Annotated in this window: 16 protein-coding genes; all 16 read right to left on the reverse strand. The window is 62.5% G+C overall.

Going from position 1 to position 17,753, the window contains the following annotated elements:
• Positions 1 to 151: 151 nt before the first annotated feature.
• A complete protein-coding gene (locus ACF6ZU_RS15640; RefSeq protein WP_019582240.1) occupies positions 152 to 457 on the reverse strand; it encodes an urease subunit beta in 306 nt (101 codons plus the stop codon).
• Entirely contained in the window at positions 457 to 990 is a 534-nt protein-coding gene (locus ACF6ZU_RS15645; protein ID WP_392885071.1) for a GNAT family N-acetyltransferase, read from the reverse strand. Before ACF6ZU_RS15645 ends, ACF6ZU_RS15640 begins: the two co-directional genes overlap by 1 nt.
• Before the next feature lie 6 nt (positions 991 to 996).
• Complete coding sequence (locus ACF6ZU_RS15650; protein ID WP_392885072.1) at positions 997 to 1,530, reverse strand: GNAT family N-acetyltransferase; 534 nt, start codon at positions 1,528 to 1,530, stop codon at positions 997 to 999.
• A gap of 9 nt (positions 1,531 to 1,539) precedes the next feature.
• Positions 1,540 to 1,842 (reverse strand): urease subunit gamma, encoded by a 303-nt coding sequence (gene ureA, locus ACF6ZU_RS15655; protein WP_007915951.1) that lies wholly within the window; start codon positions 1,840 to 1,842, stop codon positions 1,540 to 1,542.
• A 154-nt stretch (positions 1,843 to 1,996) separates the two neighbouring features.
• Entirely contained in the window at positions 1,997 to 2,836 is an 840-nt protein-coding gene (locus tag ACF6ZU_RS15660; protein WP_392885073.1) for an urease accessory protein UreD, read from the reverse strand.
• Positions 2,837 to 2,879: 43 nt separating this feature from the next.
• Positions 2,880 to 3,578 (reverse strand): urea ABC transporter ATP-binding subunit UrtE, encoded by a 699-nt coding sequence (gene urtE, locus ACF6ZU_RS15665; protein WP_008031204.1) that lies wholly within the window; start codon positions 3,576 to 3,578, stop codon positions 2,880 to 2,882.
• Between the two features lie 130 nt (positions 3,579 to 3,708).
• Positions 3,709 to 4,578, reverse strand: a complete 870-nt coding sequence (gene urtD, locus ACF6ZU_RS15670) for an urea ABC transporter ATP-binding protein UrtD (protein ID WP_392885074.1) — start codon at positions 4,576 to 4,578, stop codon at positions 3,709 to 3,711.
• Positions 4,575 to 5,654, reverse strand: a complete 1,080-nt coding sequence (gene urtC, locus ACF6ZU_RS15675) for an urea ABC transporter permease subunit UrtC (protein ID WP_392885075.1) — start codon at positions 5,652 to 5,654, stop codon at positions 4,575 to 4,577. Before urtC ends, urtD begins: the two co-directional genes overlap by 4 nt.
• Positions 5,654 to 7,156: an urea ABC transporter permease subunit UrtB gene (gene urtB / locus ACF6ZU_RS15680; RefSeq protein WP_392885076.1), complete on the reverse strand. Its 1,503-nt coding sequence runs from the start codon at positions 7,154 to 7,156 to the stop codon at positions 5,654 to 5,656. The genes urtC and urtB overlap by 1 nt, the downstream gene beginning before the upstream one ends.
• Positions 7,157 to 7,313: 157 nt before the next feature.
• The gene (gene urtA, locus ACF6ZU_RS15685; RefSeq protein ID WP_010463931.1) at positions 7,314 to 8,579 is read right to left on the reverse strand and encodes an urea ABC transporter substrate-binding protein; all 1,266 of its coding nucleotides are present in this window, start codon (positions 8,577 to 8,579) and stop codon (positions 7,314 to 7,316) included.
• A 315-nt stretch (positions 8,580 to 8,894) separates the two neighbouring features.
• Positions 8,895 to 9,905, reverse strand: coding sequence for a FecCD family ABC transporter permease (locus tag ACF6ZU_RS15690; RefSeq protein WP_392885077.1), 1,011 nt, complete (start codon positions 9,903 to 9,905; stop codon positions 8,895 to 8,897).
• The gene (locus ACF6ZU_RS15695) at positions 9,902 to 10,849 is read right to left on the reverse strand and encodes an ABC transporter substrate-binding protein (RefSeq protein WP_392885078.1); all 948 of its coding nucleotides are present in this window, start codon (positions 10,847 to 10,849) and stop codon (positions 9,902 to 9,904) included. Before ACF6ZU_RS15695 ends, ACF6ZU_RS15690 begins: the two co-directional genes overlap by 4 nt.
• Positions 10,846 to 11,634, reverse strand: a complete 789-nt coding sequence (locus ACF6ZU_RS15700; protein WP_392885079.1) for an ABC transporter ATP-binding protein — start codon at positions 11,632 to 11,634, stop codon at positions 10,846 to 10,848. The genes ACF6ZU_RS15695 and ACF6ZU_RS15700 overlap by 4 nt, the downstream gene beginning before the upstream one ends.
• Positions 11,635 to 11,750: 116 nt before the next feature.
• Positions 11,751 to 13,871 (reverse strand): TonB-dependent receptor, encoded by a 2,121-nt coding sequence (locus ACF6ZU_RS15705; protein WP_392885080.1) that lies wholly within the window; start codon positions 13,869 to 13,871, stop codon positions 11,751 to 11,753.
• A 150-nt stretch (positions 13,872 to 14,021) separates the two neighbouring features.
• On the reverse strand, positions 14,022 to 15,401 hold the full coding sequence (locus ACF6ZU_RS15710) for a PepSY-associated TM helix domain-containing protein (RefSeq protein WP_392885081.1): 1,380 nt from the start codon (positions 15,399 to 15,401) through the stop codon (positions 14,022 to 14,024).
• Positions 15,402 to 15,527: 126 nt separating this feature from the next.
• Positions 15,528 to 17,645, reverse strand: coding sequence for a TonB-dependent copper receptor (locus tag ACF6ZU_RS15715; protein ID WP_392885082.1), 2,118 nt, complete (start codon positions 17,643 to 17,645; stop codon positions 15,528 to 15,530).
• Positions 17,646 to 17,753: the final 108 nt, after the last annotated feature.

Genomic DNA, 17,753 nt, shown 5'->3' on the forward strand with positions numbered 1-17,753 from the left:
CAATTGGATTCGAGATCGCTCGCGGTGCTCGCTATCGCCGGCAAGCCGGCTCCTACAGTGGATTGCATTCCAACGCCGATATGGTTTTGAAATGCGATTCCTTGTAGGAGCCGGCTTGCCGGCGATAGGGCCGGTACTGACGCTGAATGACTTACAGATCACCCATGATCCGCCCGGCAAACCCGAACACCCGGCGATGCCCGGCCAGGTCCACCAGCTCGACCTCGCGGCTCTGCCCCGGCTCGAAGCGCACGGCGGTGCCGGCGGGGATGTTCAGGCGCATGCCGCGACTGGCGGCGCGGTCGAAGGTGAGGGCGTCATTGGTTTCGAAAAAATGGTAATGCGAGCCGACCTGGATCGGCCGGTCGCCGCTGTTGGCCACGGTCAGGCTGACGGTACGGCGGCCGACGTTGAGTTCGATGTCGCCGGGCTGGATCTGGTACTCACCGGGAATCATCAATGGGCTCCTTGGAGGACTTTGTAATAGAGGGCGGTCGGTTTGTAGCGACCGCTCGGGTCGCAGGCGTAGTCGGGGATTTCGCCAGCGCGGGTGTAACCCAGGGCCTTGTAGAAATCCTCGGCCGGGGAACCGGCTTCGGTGTCGAGGTAAAGCATGCCGCGTTTGTGCTGGAGCGCAGCCTGTTCCAGCGCGCTCATCAACTGTTGGCCCAACCCACGGCGACGCGCCTGCTCCCGCACCAGCAGTTTCTGCACTTCGGCACGGTTCAGGCCGTTGGCTTTCTGGCACAGCGTCAGTTGCACGCTGGCCTGCACCTGTTCGTCCTTGACCACCACCCACAGCAGCACATTGCCTTTGTTCAGATTGTCCTGCACTTCATCGAAATAGGCCCGTGCCTGGGTAGCATCCAGGTCCGCCATGAAGCCGACGCTGGCGCCGTAACCGACGGCGTCGAGCAGCAGATCAATCAAACCCTGGCGATAGTGCGCAAAGCTTTCAACGTTGACGCGGCGCAGTTGGGCGGCGTTCATCGGGCGTTACTCCTTGCTGGCGGGCGGCGGTTCGGCGCCAGGATTGAGGGTCAGTTGCATGAACGTCAGGTCCAGCCAGCGGCCGAACTTGGTGCCCACCTGCGGCATCTGCCCGGTGGTCACGAAGCCGGCCCGTTCATGCAGGCGGATGGAGGCGGCGTTGCCGCTTTCGATGGCGGCGACCATCACATGTTTGTCGCAGCCTTTGGCGCGTTCGATCAGCACGTCCATCAATTTCGGACCCAGGCCATTGCCACGCTGATCGCTGCGCACGTAAACCGAATGCTCGACGGTGTGGCGGAACCCGTCGAACGGGCGCCAGTCACCGAATGAAGCGTAGCCGAGTACGCTGTTATCACCGTCGACGATCACCAGGATCGGATAGCCCTGGGATTGCCGGGCGCTGAACCAGGCCTGGCGGTTGCCGAGGTCTACCGCCTGTTCGTTCCAGATCGCCGTGGTGTTGAGTACGGCGTCGTTGTAGATGTCGCGGATCGCCGGCAGGTCGGCATGCACCGCATCGCGGATGTGGTAAGTCATGGCGCGGCCTCAGACGATGGGTTGGTGGACGGTGACCAGTTTGGTGCCGTCGGGGAAGGTGGCTTCGACCTGGATTTCCGGGATCATTTCCGGAATGCCTTCCATCACTTGTTCACGGCTGAGCAGGGTGGTGCCGAAATGCATCAGCTCGGCCACGGTCTGGCCGTCACGGGCACCTTCGAGCAGCGCGGCGGAGATGTACGCCATCGCTTCCGGGTAATTGAGTTTCACGCCGCGCGCCAAACGCCGCTCGGCGACGAGGCCGGCGGTGAAGATCAGCAGCTTGTCTTTTTCGCGTGGAGTCAGGTCCATCGTTTGCAATCCATCTGGGCAGATAAAATTTCGGAACTGTAAACACATAACCCTGTAGGAGCCGGCTTGCCGGCGATGGCGTCCTTTGAGCCGACAAATGTGTCGACTGATCCACCGCTATCGCCGGCAAGCCGGCTCCTACAGGTTGTGGTGTTCAGGTGCTCCATATTCTGGGTGACAGGGCTTCCCGGCCAAGCAACGCCGGCCTGAGCAATCGCCATAATTCGATCAGCCAGCCTCGCGCCAACAGCGCCTCGCTGGCCAGGCACCGAGCCACCAAGAGACCCGGCAACTGTGTCAAATCCCCGCGCACGTCATTGGGCAGCGAGCGACAGGTTTCCAGCAGTTCACTGTCAATCTCCCCCGTCACCAACAACGTCGCAAACACCGGTTGCCCGTCCAGCCCGATCGGCGAATCAAGCAAACCGTCATCCCCGACAATGCGCTGGCGTTCATGCCAGAGCAACTGGCCGTCGCGGCGGATGTCCAGCTGCGCCTGAAAATGCCCGAGGTCAAAACGCTCGCCGCTGGCCGGACGGCCCAGGGCGACGACGTCCCAGTAAAACAACCGTGCATCGCCTTCAAGGTCAATGCAGGTGCTGATCTCCGCCTGGGCGGCGCTGAAAATGATCGTCTCTTGCGGCAGCCATTCCAGTGTCGCACCGGCCGCCACCTTCAAATTCAACTGCTGATAGGCGGGGCCGGCCGCGCGATACCACTTGGCCGCGCCGGGGCTGGTGATTTGCGCCCATGCCTCGGAGCCAACGCTGGCACTGATGTCCAGCCGGTCACCCCCGGCAATCCCGCCCGGCGGGTGGACGATGATGTGCTGGCAAACTTCGGGCCCTTCGGCGTACAGATGCTTTTGCACCCGCAACGGCCCTTTGTGCCGGCGCAGCACAGGGCGCGTGCTGTCGCCGAAACGGGCGTAGCCCAGCTCCAGCTCGGCGTGCCAGCTCGGGGTAAACAGGACAGTGGGAAGCGGTACATTCATGATTTTTAATTATCGTTAGGACGCTACAGATTAGATCGTAACCTTAAATAGTAACCAAGCCGCGTACACCCTCGGCTTCCATATTTTCTCCGCGACCCTGCTGCACGATCTCGCCGCGAGACATCACCAGGTACTGATCGGCCAGTTCGGCGGCGAAATCGTAGAACTGCTCCACCAGCAGAATCGCCATGTCACCGCGGGCCGCAAGCTTCTTGATCACGGCGCCGATCTCCTTGATCACCGACGGTTGAATGCCCTCGGTGGGCTCGTCGAGGATCAGCAGTCGTGGACGACTGGCCAGGGCACGGCCGATCGCCAACTGCTGTTGCTGACCGCCGGACAGGTCACCGCCACGGCGCTGTTTCATTTGCAGCAACACCGGGAACAGCTCGTAGATGAACGCCGGGACTTCTTTCGCTTCGCTGCCGGGAAACCGCGACAGGCCCATCAGCAGGTTTTCTTCCACGGTCAGCCGGCCGAAAATCTCCCGGCCCTGAGGCACGTAGGCGATCCCGGCGTGCACCCGCTGGTGCGGCTTGAACGTAGTGATCGGCTTGCCTTCCCAATTCACCGCGCCTTCTTTGGCGGGGAGCAAACCCATCAGGCATTTGAGCAGGGTGGTCTTGCCCACACCGTTGCGCCCGAGCAGGCAGGTGACTTCACCGACCTTCACGTCGAACGTCAGGCCGCGTAGGATGTGGCTACCGCCGTAGTACTGGTGCAGCTTGTCGACTTGCAGCATGTCTGAAATCTCCTCAATCCCTTGTAGGAGCCGGCTTGCCGGCGATGGCGTCCTTGCAGTCGATAGATATGTCGACTGATCCACCGCTATCGCCGGCAAGCCGGCTCCTACAGGGTTTGTGTTTGCAGGTTTAGCGACCGAGGTACACCTCGATCACCCGCTCATTGTCCTGCACCTGTTCCAGCGACCCTTCGGCCAGCACGCTGCCCTGGTGCAGCACGGTGACGTGGTCGGCAATCGAGCCGACGAAGCCCATGTCGTGCTCCACCACCATCAGCGAATGCTTGCCCGCCAGACTCTTGAACAGCTCGGCGGTGAATTCGGTTTCGGCGTCGGTCATGCCCGCCACCGGCTCGTCGAGCAGCAGCAATTGCGGGTCTTGCATCAACAGCATGCCGATCTCCAGAAACTGCTTCTGACCGTGGGACAACAAGCCGGCCGGGCGATTGACCGAGGTGGTCAGGCGGATGGTTTCCAGCACCTCGCTGATGCGGTCCTTTTGTTCACCGCTCAGGCGCGCACGCAAACTGGCCCACACCGATTTGTCGGTTTTCTGCGCCAGCTCCAGGTTTTCAAAAACGCTCAGGGCTTCGAATACCGTCGGCTTCTGGAACTTGCGGCCAATACCGGCCTGGGCGATCTGCACTTCGCTCATCTGCGTCAGGTCCAGGGTTTCGCCAAACCAGGCCTTGCCGTGACTCGGCCGGGTCTTGCCGGTGATCACGTCCATCAAGGTGGTTTTGCCCGCGCCGTTGGGGCCGATGATGCAGCGCAGTTCGCCGACGCCGATGTACAGGTTCAGCGCGTTCAACGCCTTGAAGCCATCGAAGCTGACGCTGATGTCTTCCAGGGTCAGGATGGTGCCATGGCGCGTGTTCAGGCCGGGGCCGACGCGCTGGCCGAGGCCGATGGCGTCGCGACTGGTGCCGGCGTCCTTGTTCGGCTGCGGTGGATAGAACGCCGGTTCGAGCATGAATTCAGCCGTCGCAGTCACTCTCATTGGTCACCCCTTTTCTTCAACAGGCCGATCACGCCTTTGGGCAGGTACAAGGTCACGACGATGAACAGCGCGCCGAGGAAGAACAGCCAGTATTCCGGGAAGGCCACGGTGAACCAGCTCTTCATGCCGTTGACCACGCCAGCGCCCAGCAATGGGCCGATCAGCGTGCCGCGCCCACCGAGCGCGACCCAGACGGCGGCTTCGATCGAGTTGGTCGGCGACATTTCGCTCGGGTTGATGATGCCGACTTGCGGCACGTACAGCGCGCCGGCGAGGCCGCACAACACCGCGCTCAAGACCCAGACAAACAGCTTGAAGCCTCGCGGGTCGTAGCCGCAGAACATCAGGCGGTTTTCCGCGTCGCGCAGGGCGGTCAGCACCCGGCCGAATTTGCTTTGCGCCAGCCGCCAGCCGATGAACAGGCTCGCCACCAGCAACACCACCGTGGCGAAAAACAGCACCGCACGCGTCCCCGGTTCCGTGATGCCAAACCCGAGGATGCTGCGGAAGTTGGTGAAGCCATTATTGCCCCCGAACCCGGTTTCGTTGCGGAAGAACAGCAGCATTCCGGCGAAGGTCAGGGCCTGGGTCATGATCGAGAAATACACACCCTTGATTCGCGAGCGGAAGGCGAAGAAACCGAACACCAGCGCCAGCAATCCCGGCGCCAGTACCACCAGGCACATCGACCAGAGGAAGCTGCTGGTGCCGGTCCAGTACCACGGCAATTCGGTCCACGACAGGAACGTCATGAACGCCGGCAAGCCATCGCCCGAGGCCTGGCGCATCAGGTACATGCCCATTGCATAACCACCGAGGGCGAAGAACAGGCCGTGGCCGAGGGACAGCAAACCGGCGTAGCCCCAGACCAGGTCCAGCGCCAGGGCGACGATGGCGTAGCAAAGAATCTTGCCCACCAATGTCAGGGTGTAGGCCGAGACGTGCAACGTGCTGTCCGGCGACAACAGCGACAGCAACGGCAGCGCCAGCAACAGAACGAGGATCACCGCACCGACGGCAATCGTGACTTTGGGACCGGCCTTTTGCGTGGCCGTGAGCATCAGGGGCTGGTTCATCAGTCGATCACCCGTCCTTTCAGTGCGAAGAGGCCTTGCGGACGTTTCTGGATGAACAGAATGATCAGCGCGAGGATCAGGATCTTGCCGAGCACCGCACCGATCTGCGGTTCGAGAATCTTGTTGGCGATGCCCAGGCCGAACGCGGCCAGCACGCTACCGGCCAACTGACCGACACCGCCGAGCACCACCACCAGGAACGAGTCGATGATGTAGCTCTGACCGAGGTCCGGGCCGACGTTGCCGATCTGGCTCAGCGCCACGCCGCCGAGGCCGGCAATGCCCGAGCCGAGGCCGAAGGCGAGCATGTCGACACGCCCGGTGGGCACGCCGCAGCAGGCCGCCATGTTGCGATTCTGTGTGACGGCGCGGACGTTCAGACCCAGGCGCGTCTTGTTCAACAGCAGCCAGGTCAGCACCACCACGAACAGCGCAAACGCGATGATCACGATGCGGTTGTACGGCAGCACCAGGTTCGGCAGCACCTGAATCCCGCCCGACAGCCAGGTCGGGTTGGCCACTTCAACGTTCTGCGCACCGAACACCAGGCGCACCAGTTGAATCAGCATCAGGCTGATGCCCCACGTCGCGAGCAAAGTTTCCAGCGGCCGGCCGTAGAGGTGGCGAATCACCGTACGTTCCAGCGCCATGCCGATCGCGGCGGTGACGAAGAACGCCACCGGCAAGGCGATCAGTGGATAAAACTCGATGGCTTGCGGGGCGAAGCGCTGGAACATCAGCTGCACCACGTACGTCGAGTACGCGCCGAGCATCAGCATCTCGCCGTGGGCCATGTTGATCACCCCGAGCAGGCCGAAGGTGATCGCCAGACCGAGCGCCGCGAGCAGCAGGATCGAGCCCAGCGACATGCCGCTGAAAGCCTGGCCGAGCATCTCGCCGACCAGCAGTTTGCGTTTGACTTGGGCGAGGCTGGTTTCGGCGGCGGTACGCACGTTGGCGTCAGCTTCGACACCCGGTTGCAGCAGGCTTTCGAGGCGGGTGCGGGCCAGTGGGTCGCCGGTTTCGCCGAGCAGGCGCACGGCGGCGAGACGTACGGCCGGGTCGGCGTCCACCAGTTGCAGATTGGCCAGTGCCAGGCTCAGCGCGGCGTGTACGCTTTCGTCCTGTTCGCCGGCGAGTTGCTGGTCGAGGAATTTCAGCTGCGCCGGCTTGGCGCTTTTCTGCAGTTGCTGCGCGGCGGCCAGACGGATTTTGGCGTCGGCGGCGAGCAATTGATGGCTGGCCAGTGCGGTGTCGATCAGACCCCGCAGGCGGTTGTTCAGGCGCAGGGTTTTCGGTTGGCCGTCGACGGTCAATTCGCCTTGTTGCAGGGCGTTGATCAGTTCGATACGGGCCGGGTCGGGCTGCGCGGCCCAGGATTCCAGGAGCTTGGCTTGCTGCACGGGATTGGCGGCGACGAAGTCATCGGCGTCGCTGGCATGGGCGGCCATTGGCAACAGCAGCAGACAGGCGAGGATCAAACGGTAGAGGGCGGTGGGCATATCAAATGTCCTGGTCGTACGCGGACCCTGTAGGAGCCGGCTTGCCGGCGATGGCGGTGCATCAGACAAACCGTGTGATGCTGATCGCCGGCAAGCCGGCTCCTACAGGGGATTTTGTCGGGCACGAACGATGTATTCGGCCCGACATCCAGGTGGCTTAGTTGCTCTTCACCGCGTAATCCGGCTTCTTGTCGTTGCCCGAGATGAACGGGCTCCACGGCTGGGCACGGATCGGGCCTTCGGTCTGCCAGACCACGTTGAACTGACCGTCCGCCTGGATCTCGCCGATCATGACCGGCTTGTGCAGGTGGTGGTTGGTCTTGTCCATGGTCAGGGTGTAGCCGGACGGCGCGGCGAAGGTCTGGCCGGCGAGGGCTTCGCGGACTTTGTCGACGTCGGTGGACTTGGCTTTCTCGGCCGCTTGCGCCCACATGTGGATGCCGACATAGGTGGCTTCCATCGGGTCGTTGGTCACCGCTTTGTCGGCGCCCGGCAGGTTGTGTTTCTTCGCGTAGGCTTTCCAGTCGGCGACGAATTTCTTGTTCGCCGGGTTCTCAACCGACTCGAAGTAGTTCCAGGCCGCGAGGTTGCCCACCAGCGGTTTGGTGTCGATGCCGCGCAGTTCTTCTTCGCCGACCGAGAACGCCACGACCGGAACGTCGGTGGCTTTCAGGCCCTGGTTGGCCAGCTCTTTATAGAACGGCACGTTGGAGTCGCCGTTGACCGTGGAGATCACAGCTGTCTTGCCGCCGGCCGAGAACTTCTTGATGTTGGCGACGATGGTTTGATAGTCGCTGTGACCGAACGGGGTGTAGACCTCTTCGATGTCCTTGTCCGCCACACCCTTGGAGTGCAGGAACGAGCGCAGGATCTTGTTGGTGGTGCGCGGGTAGACGTAGTCGGTGCCGAGCAGGAAGTAACGCTTGGCGCTGCCGCCTTCTTCGCTCATCAGGTATTCCACCGCTGGGATCGCCTGCTGGTTTGGCGCGGCGCCGGTGTAGAACACGTTCGGCGACATCTCTTCGCCTTCGTATTGCACCGGGTAGAACAGCAGGCCATTGAGTTCTTCGAACACCGGCAATACCGATTTACGCGACACCGATGTCCAGCAACCGAACACCACGGCGACCTTGTCCTGGGTCAGCAACTGACGACCCTTTTCCGCGAACAGTGGCCAGTTCGACGCCGGGTCGACCACCACCGGTTCCAGCATCTTGCCGTTCACGCCGCCCTTGGCGTTGATCTCGTCGATGGTCATCAACGCCATGTCTTTGAGTGACGTTTCGGAGATCGCCATGGTTCCGGACAACGAATGCAGAATCCCGACCTTGATGGTCTCGGCGGCCTGGACAGTCCAGGTCATGCCCATCGCGGCAATGCTTGCCGTGAGTGTAAAAGCCTTGATCAAGCTGCGACGCTTCATTGTGCGATCTCCATGAACTTATGAATTTTCTTGGTTGGCAGATGCGGACTACTGAAGGCTGTTTTGCAAGGGCTGTGCCCAGTCGGAAAAAGGCAGGGAAATGTCGTATTAGAGCGGTTGCGCGTTTGGCGTGGCGCACCATGAAGGACCGCGGCTGGCGTGTTGGTGCGAAGAGGTGCGCCACATTGGGGCGGCCGACGTTGATCACCTGTGGGAGCGAGCCTGCTCGCGATAGCGGTGTATCAAGCACATGAGTTGCGACTGACACACCGCAATCGTGAGCAGGCTCGCTCCCACAGTTTTTTGATCTATGTGTCAGCGGCGGCGCATGAGGCCGATGAAGAACAGACCGCCGATGGCCGCCGTGGCCACGCCGATGGGCAGGTCTTCGGGAGCGATCAGGGTTCGCGCGGCGACATCGACCCACACCAGGAAAATGCTCCCCAGCAACACGCAAACCGGCAGCAAACGACGATGCTCGGCCCCGACCAACCGCCGGGCAATGTGCGGCACCATCAGCCCGACAAAACCGATGGAGCCACTGATCGACACCAGCACCCCGGTCATCAGCGATGCAATCAGAAACACCCGCAACCGCACGGTGCGGGCATTGAGCCCGAGGGTCACCGCCGTCTGTTCACCGGCCATCAACGCGTTCAACGGACGCGCCATGCCCAATAGCAAAACCAGCCCGAGCAACACGCTGACGGCCGGCACCGCCAGCAACTCCCAGCGCGCCAGCCCGAGCCCGCCGAGCATCCAGAACATCACCGCCGAACTTGCGCGGTGATCGCCGAGAAACAACAGCAGGTTGGCAATCGCCATCATCACGAAGGACACCGCCACGCCGCACAGCAACAGCCGATCACTGTCGAGCCGGCCATGACGGTTGGCGATCATCAGCACGATCAGCATGCTCAGCAACGCACCAAGAAAAGCGGCGATGGGCAGGGTCAGCAGGCCGACGATCTCACCGACATGCAGCACCACGATCACGGCGCCGAGGGTGGCGCCGGAGGTCACGCCGAGCAAGTGCGGATCGGCGAGGGGGTTGCGCGTCACCGCTTGCAACACCGCACCGATCAGCGCCAGGCCGGCACCGACCAATGCGCCGAGCAACATGCGCGGTACGCGGATCAACCAGACGATGTGTTCCTGGCCGGCCGTCCAGTTCACCTCGCCGAGGCCGAACGTCTTGTGCAGCAAAATCCGCCACACCACGTCCACCGGCACCCGCGCCGGACCAAAGCCCAGCGACACCACGCACGACACCAGCAACAACGCGCCGAGGGCAATCAGCAGCAAGGCGTAGCGACGATTGATCATTCGCCGTGGAAACCCTTGGCCAGGGTTTCGACGGCCAGCACGTTATCGATACCCGGCGTGGCCTGGACGTACGGGATCACAAGGAAACGCTGGTTCTTGATCGCGTCCACCGATTGCAGCGCCTTGTTGTTCAGCAGGAATTGTTCTTTCTGCTCGGCGGTGACTTCGCCGTAGTCGACGATCACGATCACCTGCGGGTTGCGCTCGACCACGTTTTCCCAGTTCACCCGGGTCCAGCTCGTTTCGACGTCATCCAGCACGTTGCGTCCACCGGCGGCCTCGATCAGCGCCTGCGGCATGCCGAGACGGCCCGAGGTCATGGCGCGGTCTTCGCCACTGTCATAGAGGAATACCCGCGGTTTGTCGGCGGGCAGGTCCTTGCGCACCTCGGCGACTTGCGCCTGCATGTCGGCGATCAGGGCATTGGCGCGATCCTGCACGTCGAAGATTTTGCCGAGGTTGCGCAGGTCGTTGTAGGTGTCTTCCAGCGTGGCCGCCGGGCGCTTCATCACAAAGGCGCAGGACTCGGTCAGCTCGTAGACGTTGATGCCCAGGGGCTGCAACGTCTGTGGCGTGAGATCGCCGCCGACGCGCATGCCGTAGTCCCAACCGGCGAAGAAGAAATCGACGTTGGCATTGAGCAGGGTTTCCACCGACGGGTATTTGGCTGCCAGCTCCGGCAGGCCGTCGAGGATGGTCTGCATGTCGGGCGTCACGGATTTCCAACCGCTGACACCGCTGTAGCCGGCCATGTTCGGCTTGAGGCCGAGGGCGAGCATCATCTGGGTCATGTTGATGTCGTGGCTGACCGCGTGTTGCGGCGCTTGCGCGAAGGTCACTTCGCGGTTGCAGCTCTGGATCGTCAACGGGTAACGGGTGGCTTCGGCCAGTGCCTGGGCACTGCCCAGCAACAGCGTGACGCACAGCAGGGAACGCAAAGTCATGGTTGGGTTATCCAGGTGATTCGTGGGTAGCCGTGCAAGGGGTGTTCATCGATCAGCGCTTCGACGCCGAACACCTCGCGCAGCAGCGGAGCGGTCAGGACGTCCTTGGGAGTGCCGCTGGTGACGATGCGGCCGTGGTTGATCACGTACAACCGGTCGCAGAACGCGGCGGCGAGGTTGAGGTCGTGAATGCTCGCCAGGGTGCCGATGTTCAGGCGTTTGACCAGCTGCAACAGCTCAAGCTGATAGCGTGGGTCGAGGTGATTGGTCGGTTCGTCGAGGACCAGCAGTTGCGGCTGCTGGGCCAGGGCGCGGGCGAGGATCACCCGCTGCTTCTCGCCGCCGGACAGGGTGGCGAAAGCGTGGTCTTCGAAGCCCTTGAGGCCGACGGATTCCAGGGCTTGAGTCGCCAGGTTGCGGTCTTCAAGGGTGTCGCCATCGAACAGGCCTTTGTGCGGTGTGCGGCCCATGGCGACCACTTCGTCGACGGTCAGGCCGAAGGCGTCGGGGAATTCCTGCAGCACCACGGCGATGCGTTGTGCACACCAGCGCGAGGATTGTTGCCAGACGTTGTGCCGATCGAGCCGGACCTCGCCGCTCTCGGGTTTGCTGAAGCGGTAGGCGCAGCGCAACAGGCTGGTCTTGCCGCTGCCGTTGGGGCCGATCAACCCGACGAACTCACCGGCGGCCACGTGCAGCGAAGCATCACGCAGCTGGAACTGGTGATGACAGTGGCCGTGGCCCAGGGGTGTCCAGGCGAGGTGGGTGAGGTTCAGCGAGGTCATGCATTTACTCTGAGATGTCGGGTGTTGCTGATGGCCTCATCGCGAGCAGGCTCGCTCCCACATTTGATCGCATTCCAATGTGGGAGCGAGCCTGCTCGCGAAGGCCGTGACACGGTCTAAAACTGATAATCAGCGGTAACGAAGAACGAACGCGGCTCGCCCAGAATCCACTGCTGCCCCTCATTGTATTGGCTTTGCGCATACTGCCGGTCAAACAGATTGTTCAACTGCAATCCCAGCGTCGTGTTGCGCAGTGCCTGCCAGGACAACGTGGCATCGACCACGGTGTAGCTCGGCAGCTCATTGCGGTTGGCCATGTCGGCATAACGCGCATCGACATAGCGCACGCCGGCCCCGGCTTTCAGGTCGTCGCCGAGCGCTTTGTTCAGCCACAGATTCGCCGTACGTCGTGGCACGTCGACCGGGCGATTGCCGTTGCGCGACACCGGCACACCGCCGACCACTTCGGCAAAATCGTCGTACTTCGCTTTGACGATGGCGGCGTTGGCCTGCAGTTGCCAGGCGTGCGGCAGTTGCAGGTCGAGGCTGGCTTCGAGCCCGTTCGACGATTGCTGGCCGACCTGTTGCTTGAGCGTCGGATTGCCCGGGTCGTCGGTCAGCAGTTTCTTTTTGACGATGCGATAGGCCGCCAGCGTCCACTCGCCGCGCTGATCCCAGAACACCTGCTTCACGCCGATTTCCGTCTGCTTCGCGGTCGCCAGGTCGTATTGCTGTTGGCTCGGGCTCAGGGAAATCAGGCCGCCGACGCCATCGGTGCTGGTGGCGTACTGGCCGTAGAACGAAGTGTCCGGCGAGAGCGCAAACACCAGCCCGGCCTTCCAGTTGTTGCCGGTCAGGGTCTTGTCGCTTTGGCTGCCGTCCACCAGGTTGTCGCGGTCGACGTGCACGTAATCGCGGCGCACGCCGGTCACCAGCGACCATCGCTCGCTGAGCTGCGTGCGGTTTTCGGCGAAGGCGGACATTTGTCTGGTGGTGCTCTGAAACTGATCGCGATACGAATCGGCGCTTTCGAATCGGGCCGATTGCGGGTGATACCGATCAATCGGCTGGCCGTCGGGCAATACATCATTGAACGGTGCGTTGCTGTCGAGCTGGAAGCGGATGCGGTTGTAATCGACGCCGGTCACGGTCTGGCTGTCGAGGCCGAACAGCGAGTGCTTGAAGGTGAAGGTCTGACGGTCGCCGACCTGTTCCTGACGGTGGCCGATGCCGAAATAACCGCTGCGGCTGAGCTGTTGGCTGTCGCGGTTGAAGTTGTAGTTCTCGGCGTTCTGCCAGCGGCGCTGGGCCTTGAGGTAATACAGTTCGTTGCTGGCGCTGACGCTGTCGGACACCTGCCAATCGCTGGTCAGGCGCGTCCATTGATCGTTGTAGTGCTGCTTGTCGTTGCTGATGTTGTAGTTCTTGTCCCGCAGGCTCTCGTGGAAGCGGCCGTTGATCAGCGGTGTGCCGAAGTAGTTCATCGGCTTCTGGTCGCCGTAATCGTGGGCGAGGGTGAACGCCAGATCGTCCGTGGCCTGCCAGCGCAGGGCGGCGCTGACGAAATCGCTGGATGCATCGCCGCGATCGACCCAGCCGTTGCTGCGCAGGCGATTGAGGTTCAGACGATAGCTCAGGGTGTCGCTCAACGAACCGCCGCTGTCGAACGCCTGTTGCTGGCTGTCGTAGGAGCCGTAGCCAACGCGCAGGTGATTTTCGATCTCGCCTTCGAAGGGTTTTTTCGGGATCACGTTGACCACGGCGCCGGTCGCGCCTTCGCCGTACAACACCGACGCCGGGCCGCGCAGCACATCGACGCGCTCCACCGACCAGGTGTCCACCGGGAACGTCACCGTGCCCATGCCGGTGTACATCCGGTTGCCGTCATACAGCTGCATCACCGAACTCTGCCCGGTAAATCCCCGGGCCGACAGCGACGTGCCGCCATCGCCCGGCGTGCCGGTGCGGCTGATCCCGGTGCTGCGCGACACCGCGTCCTGTACGCTGCGATCACCCCGCGCGCGGATCTGCTTGCCGGTCAGGCTTTCCACGCTGGCAGGGGTTTCCAGTGCCGTGAGGTTCAGGCGTGAGCCGGCGGTGGTCGGAGTGTTCAGGCTGACGGTTTGGTCGTCGCTGGCTTCGGCGGTGATCGTGCCGGTGGGCAGCGTCAACGGCTGCGCGTAGGCGCTGGCGTTCAGGGCGAGCAGGCAGAGGCCGGACAAAAGGGGCGTGTTCATCGGGGCGGCGAATCACTTCTTCAAAAGAAAACCCGCAACCAATGGCGGCGGGTCAGGCGGTGCATTTGCGTTATACAGTAACACTAAAAATGACCGTGCGATAAGCGCCCGAAGTCTACAGATCCCTCTAAATGGCGCATCTCGCCTGTTTCATGATGAAGGTGAGGTCGATTCAGTTTGTCGGTTGAATCGCGACAGCAGTACACGATCCAGCAGCCAGACCACCACCAGCGACGCCCCCACCAGCGGGAACAGCACCGCCAATGCCAGCATGATCGCCACACCGGTTTTCCAGGTCGGCAGGTCGTGGCGCAGCGGCGGCACGCCGAACTTGCCTTGTGGCCGACGCTTCCACCAGATCACTACGCCGCTGACGGCGCTGAGCAGGATCATCAGGCAGATCAGCAACACGATGATCTGGTTCAACGGGCCGAACATCTTGCCTTCGTGGAGCATCACGCCGATTTCCGTGGCGCGGGCGACGGTGCCGTACTGCTCGAAGCGCACATCGGCGAGGACGTTACCGGTGTACTGATCGACATGCAGGGTGGCGTCGTTGCGCGGGTCGTCGGCGAATATGGCAATGGTGAATACGCCGGTCGCAGTGGTCGGAAGGGTGATGCTGTAACCCGGCTCGACCTGGCGCTGTTGGGCGATGTTCTGCACGTCCTGCAGGCTGATGGTCGGGGCGGCGGGGCCGGCCTGGGCGCTGCCGTGGGCCATGTGTTCGGCGTGGTCGCCGGACATCGGCATCGGCGTGTTCTCCATCGCCCATGGCACTGTCTGGCGCGTGGCGCTGTTGAGGCTGCGGGCCTCGACGTCGGAGGTCGGTACGTTGTCCCACATCGCGGCCGGGAACACGTTCCAGACCTGGGCGTATTGCTTGCCCCAGAAACCGGTCCAGGTCATGCCGCTGAGCAGCATCACCAGCAACAGTGCAGCGCCCCAGAAACCGGTGACTGCATGCAGGTCACGCCACAACGCGCGCCCTCGATAGCTCAGGCGCGGCCAGAGAATCCCCGCCGCCTGACCCCGTGGCCACCAGAGGAAAACGCCGGAGACCACCAGCACCACCCCCCAACCCGCGGCCAGTTCGACCAGGCGGTCGCCGACTGTGCCGATCATCAGCTCGCCATGAATCGCGCGGGCAACGGCTTGCAGGTTCTTCTTGGCGTCTTGCTCGCCGAGGATGTCGCCGTGGTAAGGGTCGACGAAAACGTTCAGCTCATGGCCGCCGTCGAGCACGACGAATTGCGCGCTGCGCTCGGTGTTTATCGGCGGCAGGTACTGCTTGATCGTGCCGTGGGGGTATGCGTCCTTGACCCGCTTGAGCAGGTCGTCGGCCGGGACGTTGTGATGGCCGGCCGGGACGTTCATCAGGCTGCCGTACATCAACGGATCGAGTTGCGGCTTGAACAGGTAAATGACGCCGGTCAGGGCCAGCATCACCATGAATGGCGCGACGAACAGACCGGCATAGAAATGCCAGCGCCAGGCCAGGTTGTAGAAATTCGGTTTGGGCTGTTTCATCGGTTGTGCTCCGCTTGGCTTGTACTTTTGTTGTTGTCCGGTGACTGCTGCGCAGTCATTCGCGAGCAGGCTCGCTCCCACAGGTTCAACGCTGTCCATGTGGGAGCGAGCCTGCTCGCGAAGTGTTTAAAAGCTCATGTCCACCTTGGTCCAGAGCGTTCGCCCCGGTTCTTTGATGGCCTGCGGGTCATTGGCCGGATAGCCAAAACCGGCGTTCCCGGCCAGGTTCAAATGCTCGGCGTAGGCCTTGCCGAACAGGTTGTCGACGCCACTGCTGACCTTCCAGTGCTTGTCGATCCGATAGGCGCCGTTGAGCGAGAACACACCAAACCCGGAGGTCTTGTCGAAGTCCTTGCCCACCACGTTGCCTTTGTTCCGGTCGATACGGTTCTGCGCGGCGACCACTCTCCACAGTGCGCCGGCGCTCCAGTTGTCTTCGCTATAGGTCAGGCCGAAACGTGCATCCAGCGGCGGCATTTGCGGTAACGCCTTGCCGTCGCTGCTGTTCTTGCCCCAGGCGTAGGCGAGTGTCGTGTCGGCTTTCCAGTTCGACGTCAGCTTGTAGGCCGCCCCGAGTTCACCGCCCATGATTCGCGCGTCGATGTTCTCGGCTTGCGAAGTCATGCCCATCATTCCGGGTGTGTAGTTGAACAGGATGTAATCGCGCACCTGGCCGACGTAACCCGAGGCCCAGGCTTCGAGGTCTTCGGTCTTGTATTGCAGGCCGACGTCGAGCTGGGTGGTCTTCTCGGGTTTGATCGAGTCGAATGCATTCACCGAACCGCTCGGGCCCGAGTTGGGTGAAAACAGCTCCCAGTAATCCGGGAAACGCTGGGTGTGACCGAGGCCGGCGTACAGCGTGGCCGGGCTGTCGGCCAGATCGTGCTCGTAACGGATGAAGCCGCTCGGCAGGGTGTCGGCGCGGGTGTCGTCGGCGGTCGGGTTGGTGCGGGTCATCATCCCGGAGCCCGTGGTCTGGCGAAAATCTTTTGCCGAAGCGCGGTCCAGGCGTGCACCGCTGATCAGTCGGTCACGGTCGGCGGCGTACCAGGTCAGTTCGCTGAACACGCCGTAGTTATGGAAGTCGGCATCCTTGGTGTACGGCAGCGTCTTGTAGGTGTCGATGCCCATGCTGCTGCGCTGGCGATGCTCATTGGTCTGCGCATCGATGCCGCTGATCAACTGCACATCGGCCCAGCGCCAGGTGCCCTTGATCCGCGCGCCGAGGGTCCGGCGGTCCACGTTGGAGGCCATCGGACCGGCCATCATCCCGGTGCCGGACGGGGTGCGCAGGGTGTAGTTGTCCATCACGTGGTCGGCGTAGTTGTAGTAGATCTGCGCTTCGACCTTGTCCAGGATTTCGCCGATGCCGGACTTTTCGAAGCGCAGGCCGAGGCTCTCGCGCTGGAACTGCGAACCGTCCATGCCGCGTCCGGCGTAACGCGCCTCGCCATCGCCCTTGCCGGCGGTGAGTTCGAGCAGCGTGTCGGCGTCCGGGGTCCAACCGACGGCGACATCACCGTTCCACTTGTCGTAGCGCGATGCCACGGTGTCGTTGTTGCCGTCGCGATAATCGTCGGAGTGCGCGGTGTTGCCGATCACTCGAACGTAACCCAATGGCCCGCCGGCAGCGGCGTCCACGACTTTGTCGAAGCGACCGTTGGAGCCGGCCAGTACGCTGGCATTCACGCGTGTACCGAGCTCACCGAAACGTTCCGGCTCACGATCGAACAGGATGGTGCCGGCCGATGCGCCCGGTCCCCAGAGTACGGTTTGCGGACCCTTGATCACGGTGAGTGTGTCGTAGGTTTCCGGGGAAATGTAGGAGGTCGGTGCATCCATCCGGCCCGGGCAGGCGCCGAGCATCTGGCCACCGTTGGTGAGGATGTTCAACCGCGAGCCGAACATGCCGCGCAGTACTGGATCACCGTTGGTGCCGCCATTGCGCACGAGGGCGAAGCCCGGAATGGTCTTCAGGTAATCGCCGCCGTCACTGGCCGGTACCGGCTGGCGCGGGTCCTTGGGGTTGGTGACGATGGTCAGCGGCGAACTCGGCGCGATGGCGGTGATCACCGTCGGGCTCAGTTCCTCATTGTGGCCGGCGTGCTCGTCGGCATGCGCCATCGGGGTCAGCAGTGCGCCGCAGATAACGGCGGTCGCGTGCCTGAAACGAACGCGTGTTTCGCTAAGGGCAAAAGTAGCCTGGGCAGCACCCAAGCATGTGTCAGCAGAAAGCCTGGACATGACAATTTCCATCGAACAGTCGTAAACGACACGGCCGGCAGCCTGCGCATTCCCTGTGGGAACGGGCTTGTTCGCGAATGCGGGTTGCCATTCAACATTGAAGTCGAC

Origin of the sequence: Pseudomonas migulae (assembly GCF_043225285.1) — a bacterium.
In the GTDB taxonomy this organism is placed as follows: Bacteria; Pseudomonadota; Gammaproteobacteria; order Pseudomonadales; family Pseudomonadaceae; genus Aquipseudomonas; species Aquipseudomonas migulae_C.

What these genes read in the sequence shown, in the direction of transcription:
- ACF6ZU_RS15715 (WP_392885082.1), bottom strand. Translation starts at nt 17,645, where the DNA reads ATGTCCAGGCTTTCTGCTGACACATGCTTGGGTGCTGCCCAGGCTACT.
- ureA (WP_007915951.1), bottom strand. Translation starts at nt 1,842, where the DNA reads ATGGACCTGACTCCACGCGAAAAAGACAAGCTGCTGATCTTCACCGCC.
- ACF6ZU_RS15695 (WP_392885078.1), bottom strand. Translation starts at nt 10,849, where the DNA reads ATGACTTTGCGTTCCCTGCTGTGCGTCACGCTGTTGCTGGGCAGTGCC.
- ACF6ZU_RS15700 (WP_392885079.1), bottom strand. Translation starts at nt 11,634, where the DNA reads ATGACCTCGCTGAACCTCACCCACCTCGCCTGGACACCCCTGGGCCAC.
- ACF6ZU_RS15690 (WP_392885077.1), bottom strand. Translation starts at nt 9,905, where the DNA reads ATGATCAATCGTCGCTACGCCTTGCTGCTGATTGCCCTCGGCGCGTTG.
- urtB (WP_392885076.1), bottom strand. Translation starts at nt 7,156, where the DNA reads ATGCCCACCGCCCTCTACCGTTTGATCCTCGCCTGTCTGCTGCTGTTG.
- ACF6ZU_RS15640 (WP_019582240.1), bottom strand. Translation starts at nt 457, where the DNA reads ATGATTCCCGGTGAGTACCAGATCCAGCCCGGCGACATCGAACTCAAC.
- ACF6ZU_RS15650 (WP_392885072.1), bottom strand. Translation starts at nt 1,530, where the DNA reads ATGACTTACCACATCCGCGATGCGGTGCATGCCGACCTGCCGGCGATC.
- ACF6ZU_RS15660 (WP_392885073.1), bottom strand. Translation starts at nt 2,836, where the DNA reads ATGAATGTACCGCTTCCCACTGTCCTGTTTACCCCGAGCTGGCACGCC.
- urtD (WP_392885074.1), bottom strand. Translation starts at nt 4,578, where the DNA reads ATGAGAGTGACTGCGACGGCTGAATTCATGCTCGAACCGGCGTTCTAT.
- ACF6ZU_RS15705 (WP_392885080.1), bottom strand. Translation starts at nt 13,871, where the DNA reads ATGAACACGCCCCTTTTGTCCGGCCTCTGCCTGCTCGCCCTGAACGCC.
- urtE (WP_008031204.1), bottom strand. Translation starts at nt 3,578, where the DNA reads ATGCTGCAAGTCGACAAGCTGCACCAGTACTACGGCGGTAGCCACATC.
- urtA (WP_010463931.1), bottom strand. Translation starts at nt 8,579, where the DNA reads ATGAAGCGTCGCAGCTTGATCAAGGCTTTTACACTCACGGCAAGCATT.
- ACF6ZU_RS15710 (WP_392885081.1), bottom strand. Translation starts at nt 15,401, where the DNA reads ATGAAACAGCCCAAACCGAATTTCTACAACCTGGCCTGGCGCTGGCAT.
- urtC (WP_392885075.1), bottom strand. Translation starts at nt 5,654, where the DNA reads ATGAACCAGCCCCTGATGCTCACGGCCACGCAAAAGGCCGGTCCCAAA.
- ACF6ZU_RS15645 (WP_392885071.1), bottom strand. Translation starts at nt 990, where the DNA reads ATGAACGCCGCCCAACTGCGCCGCGTCAACGTTGAAAGCTTTGCGCAC.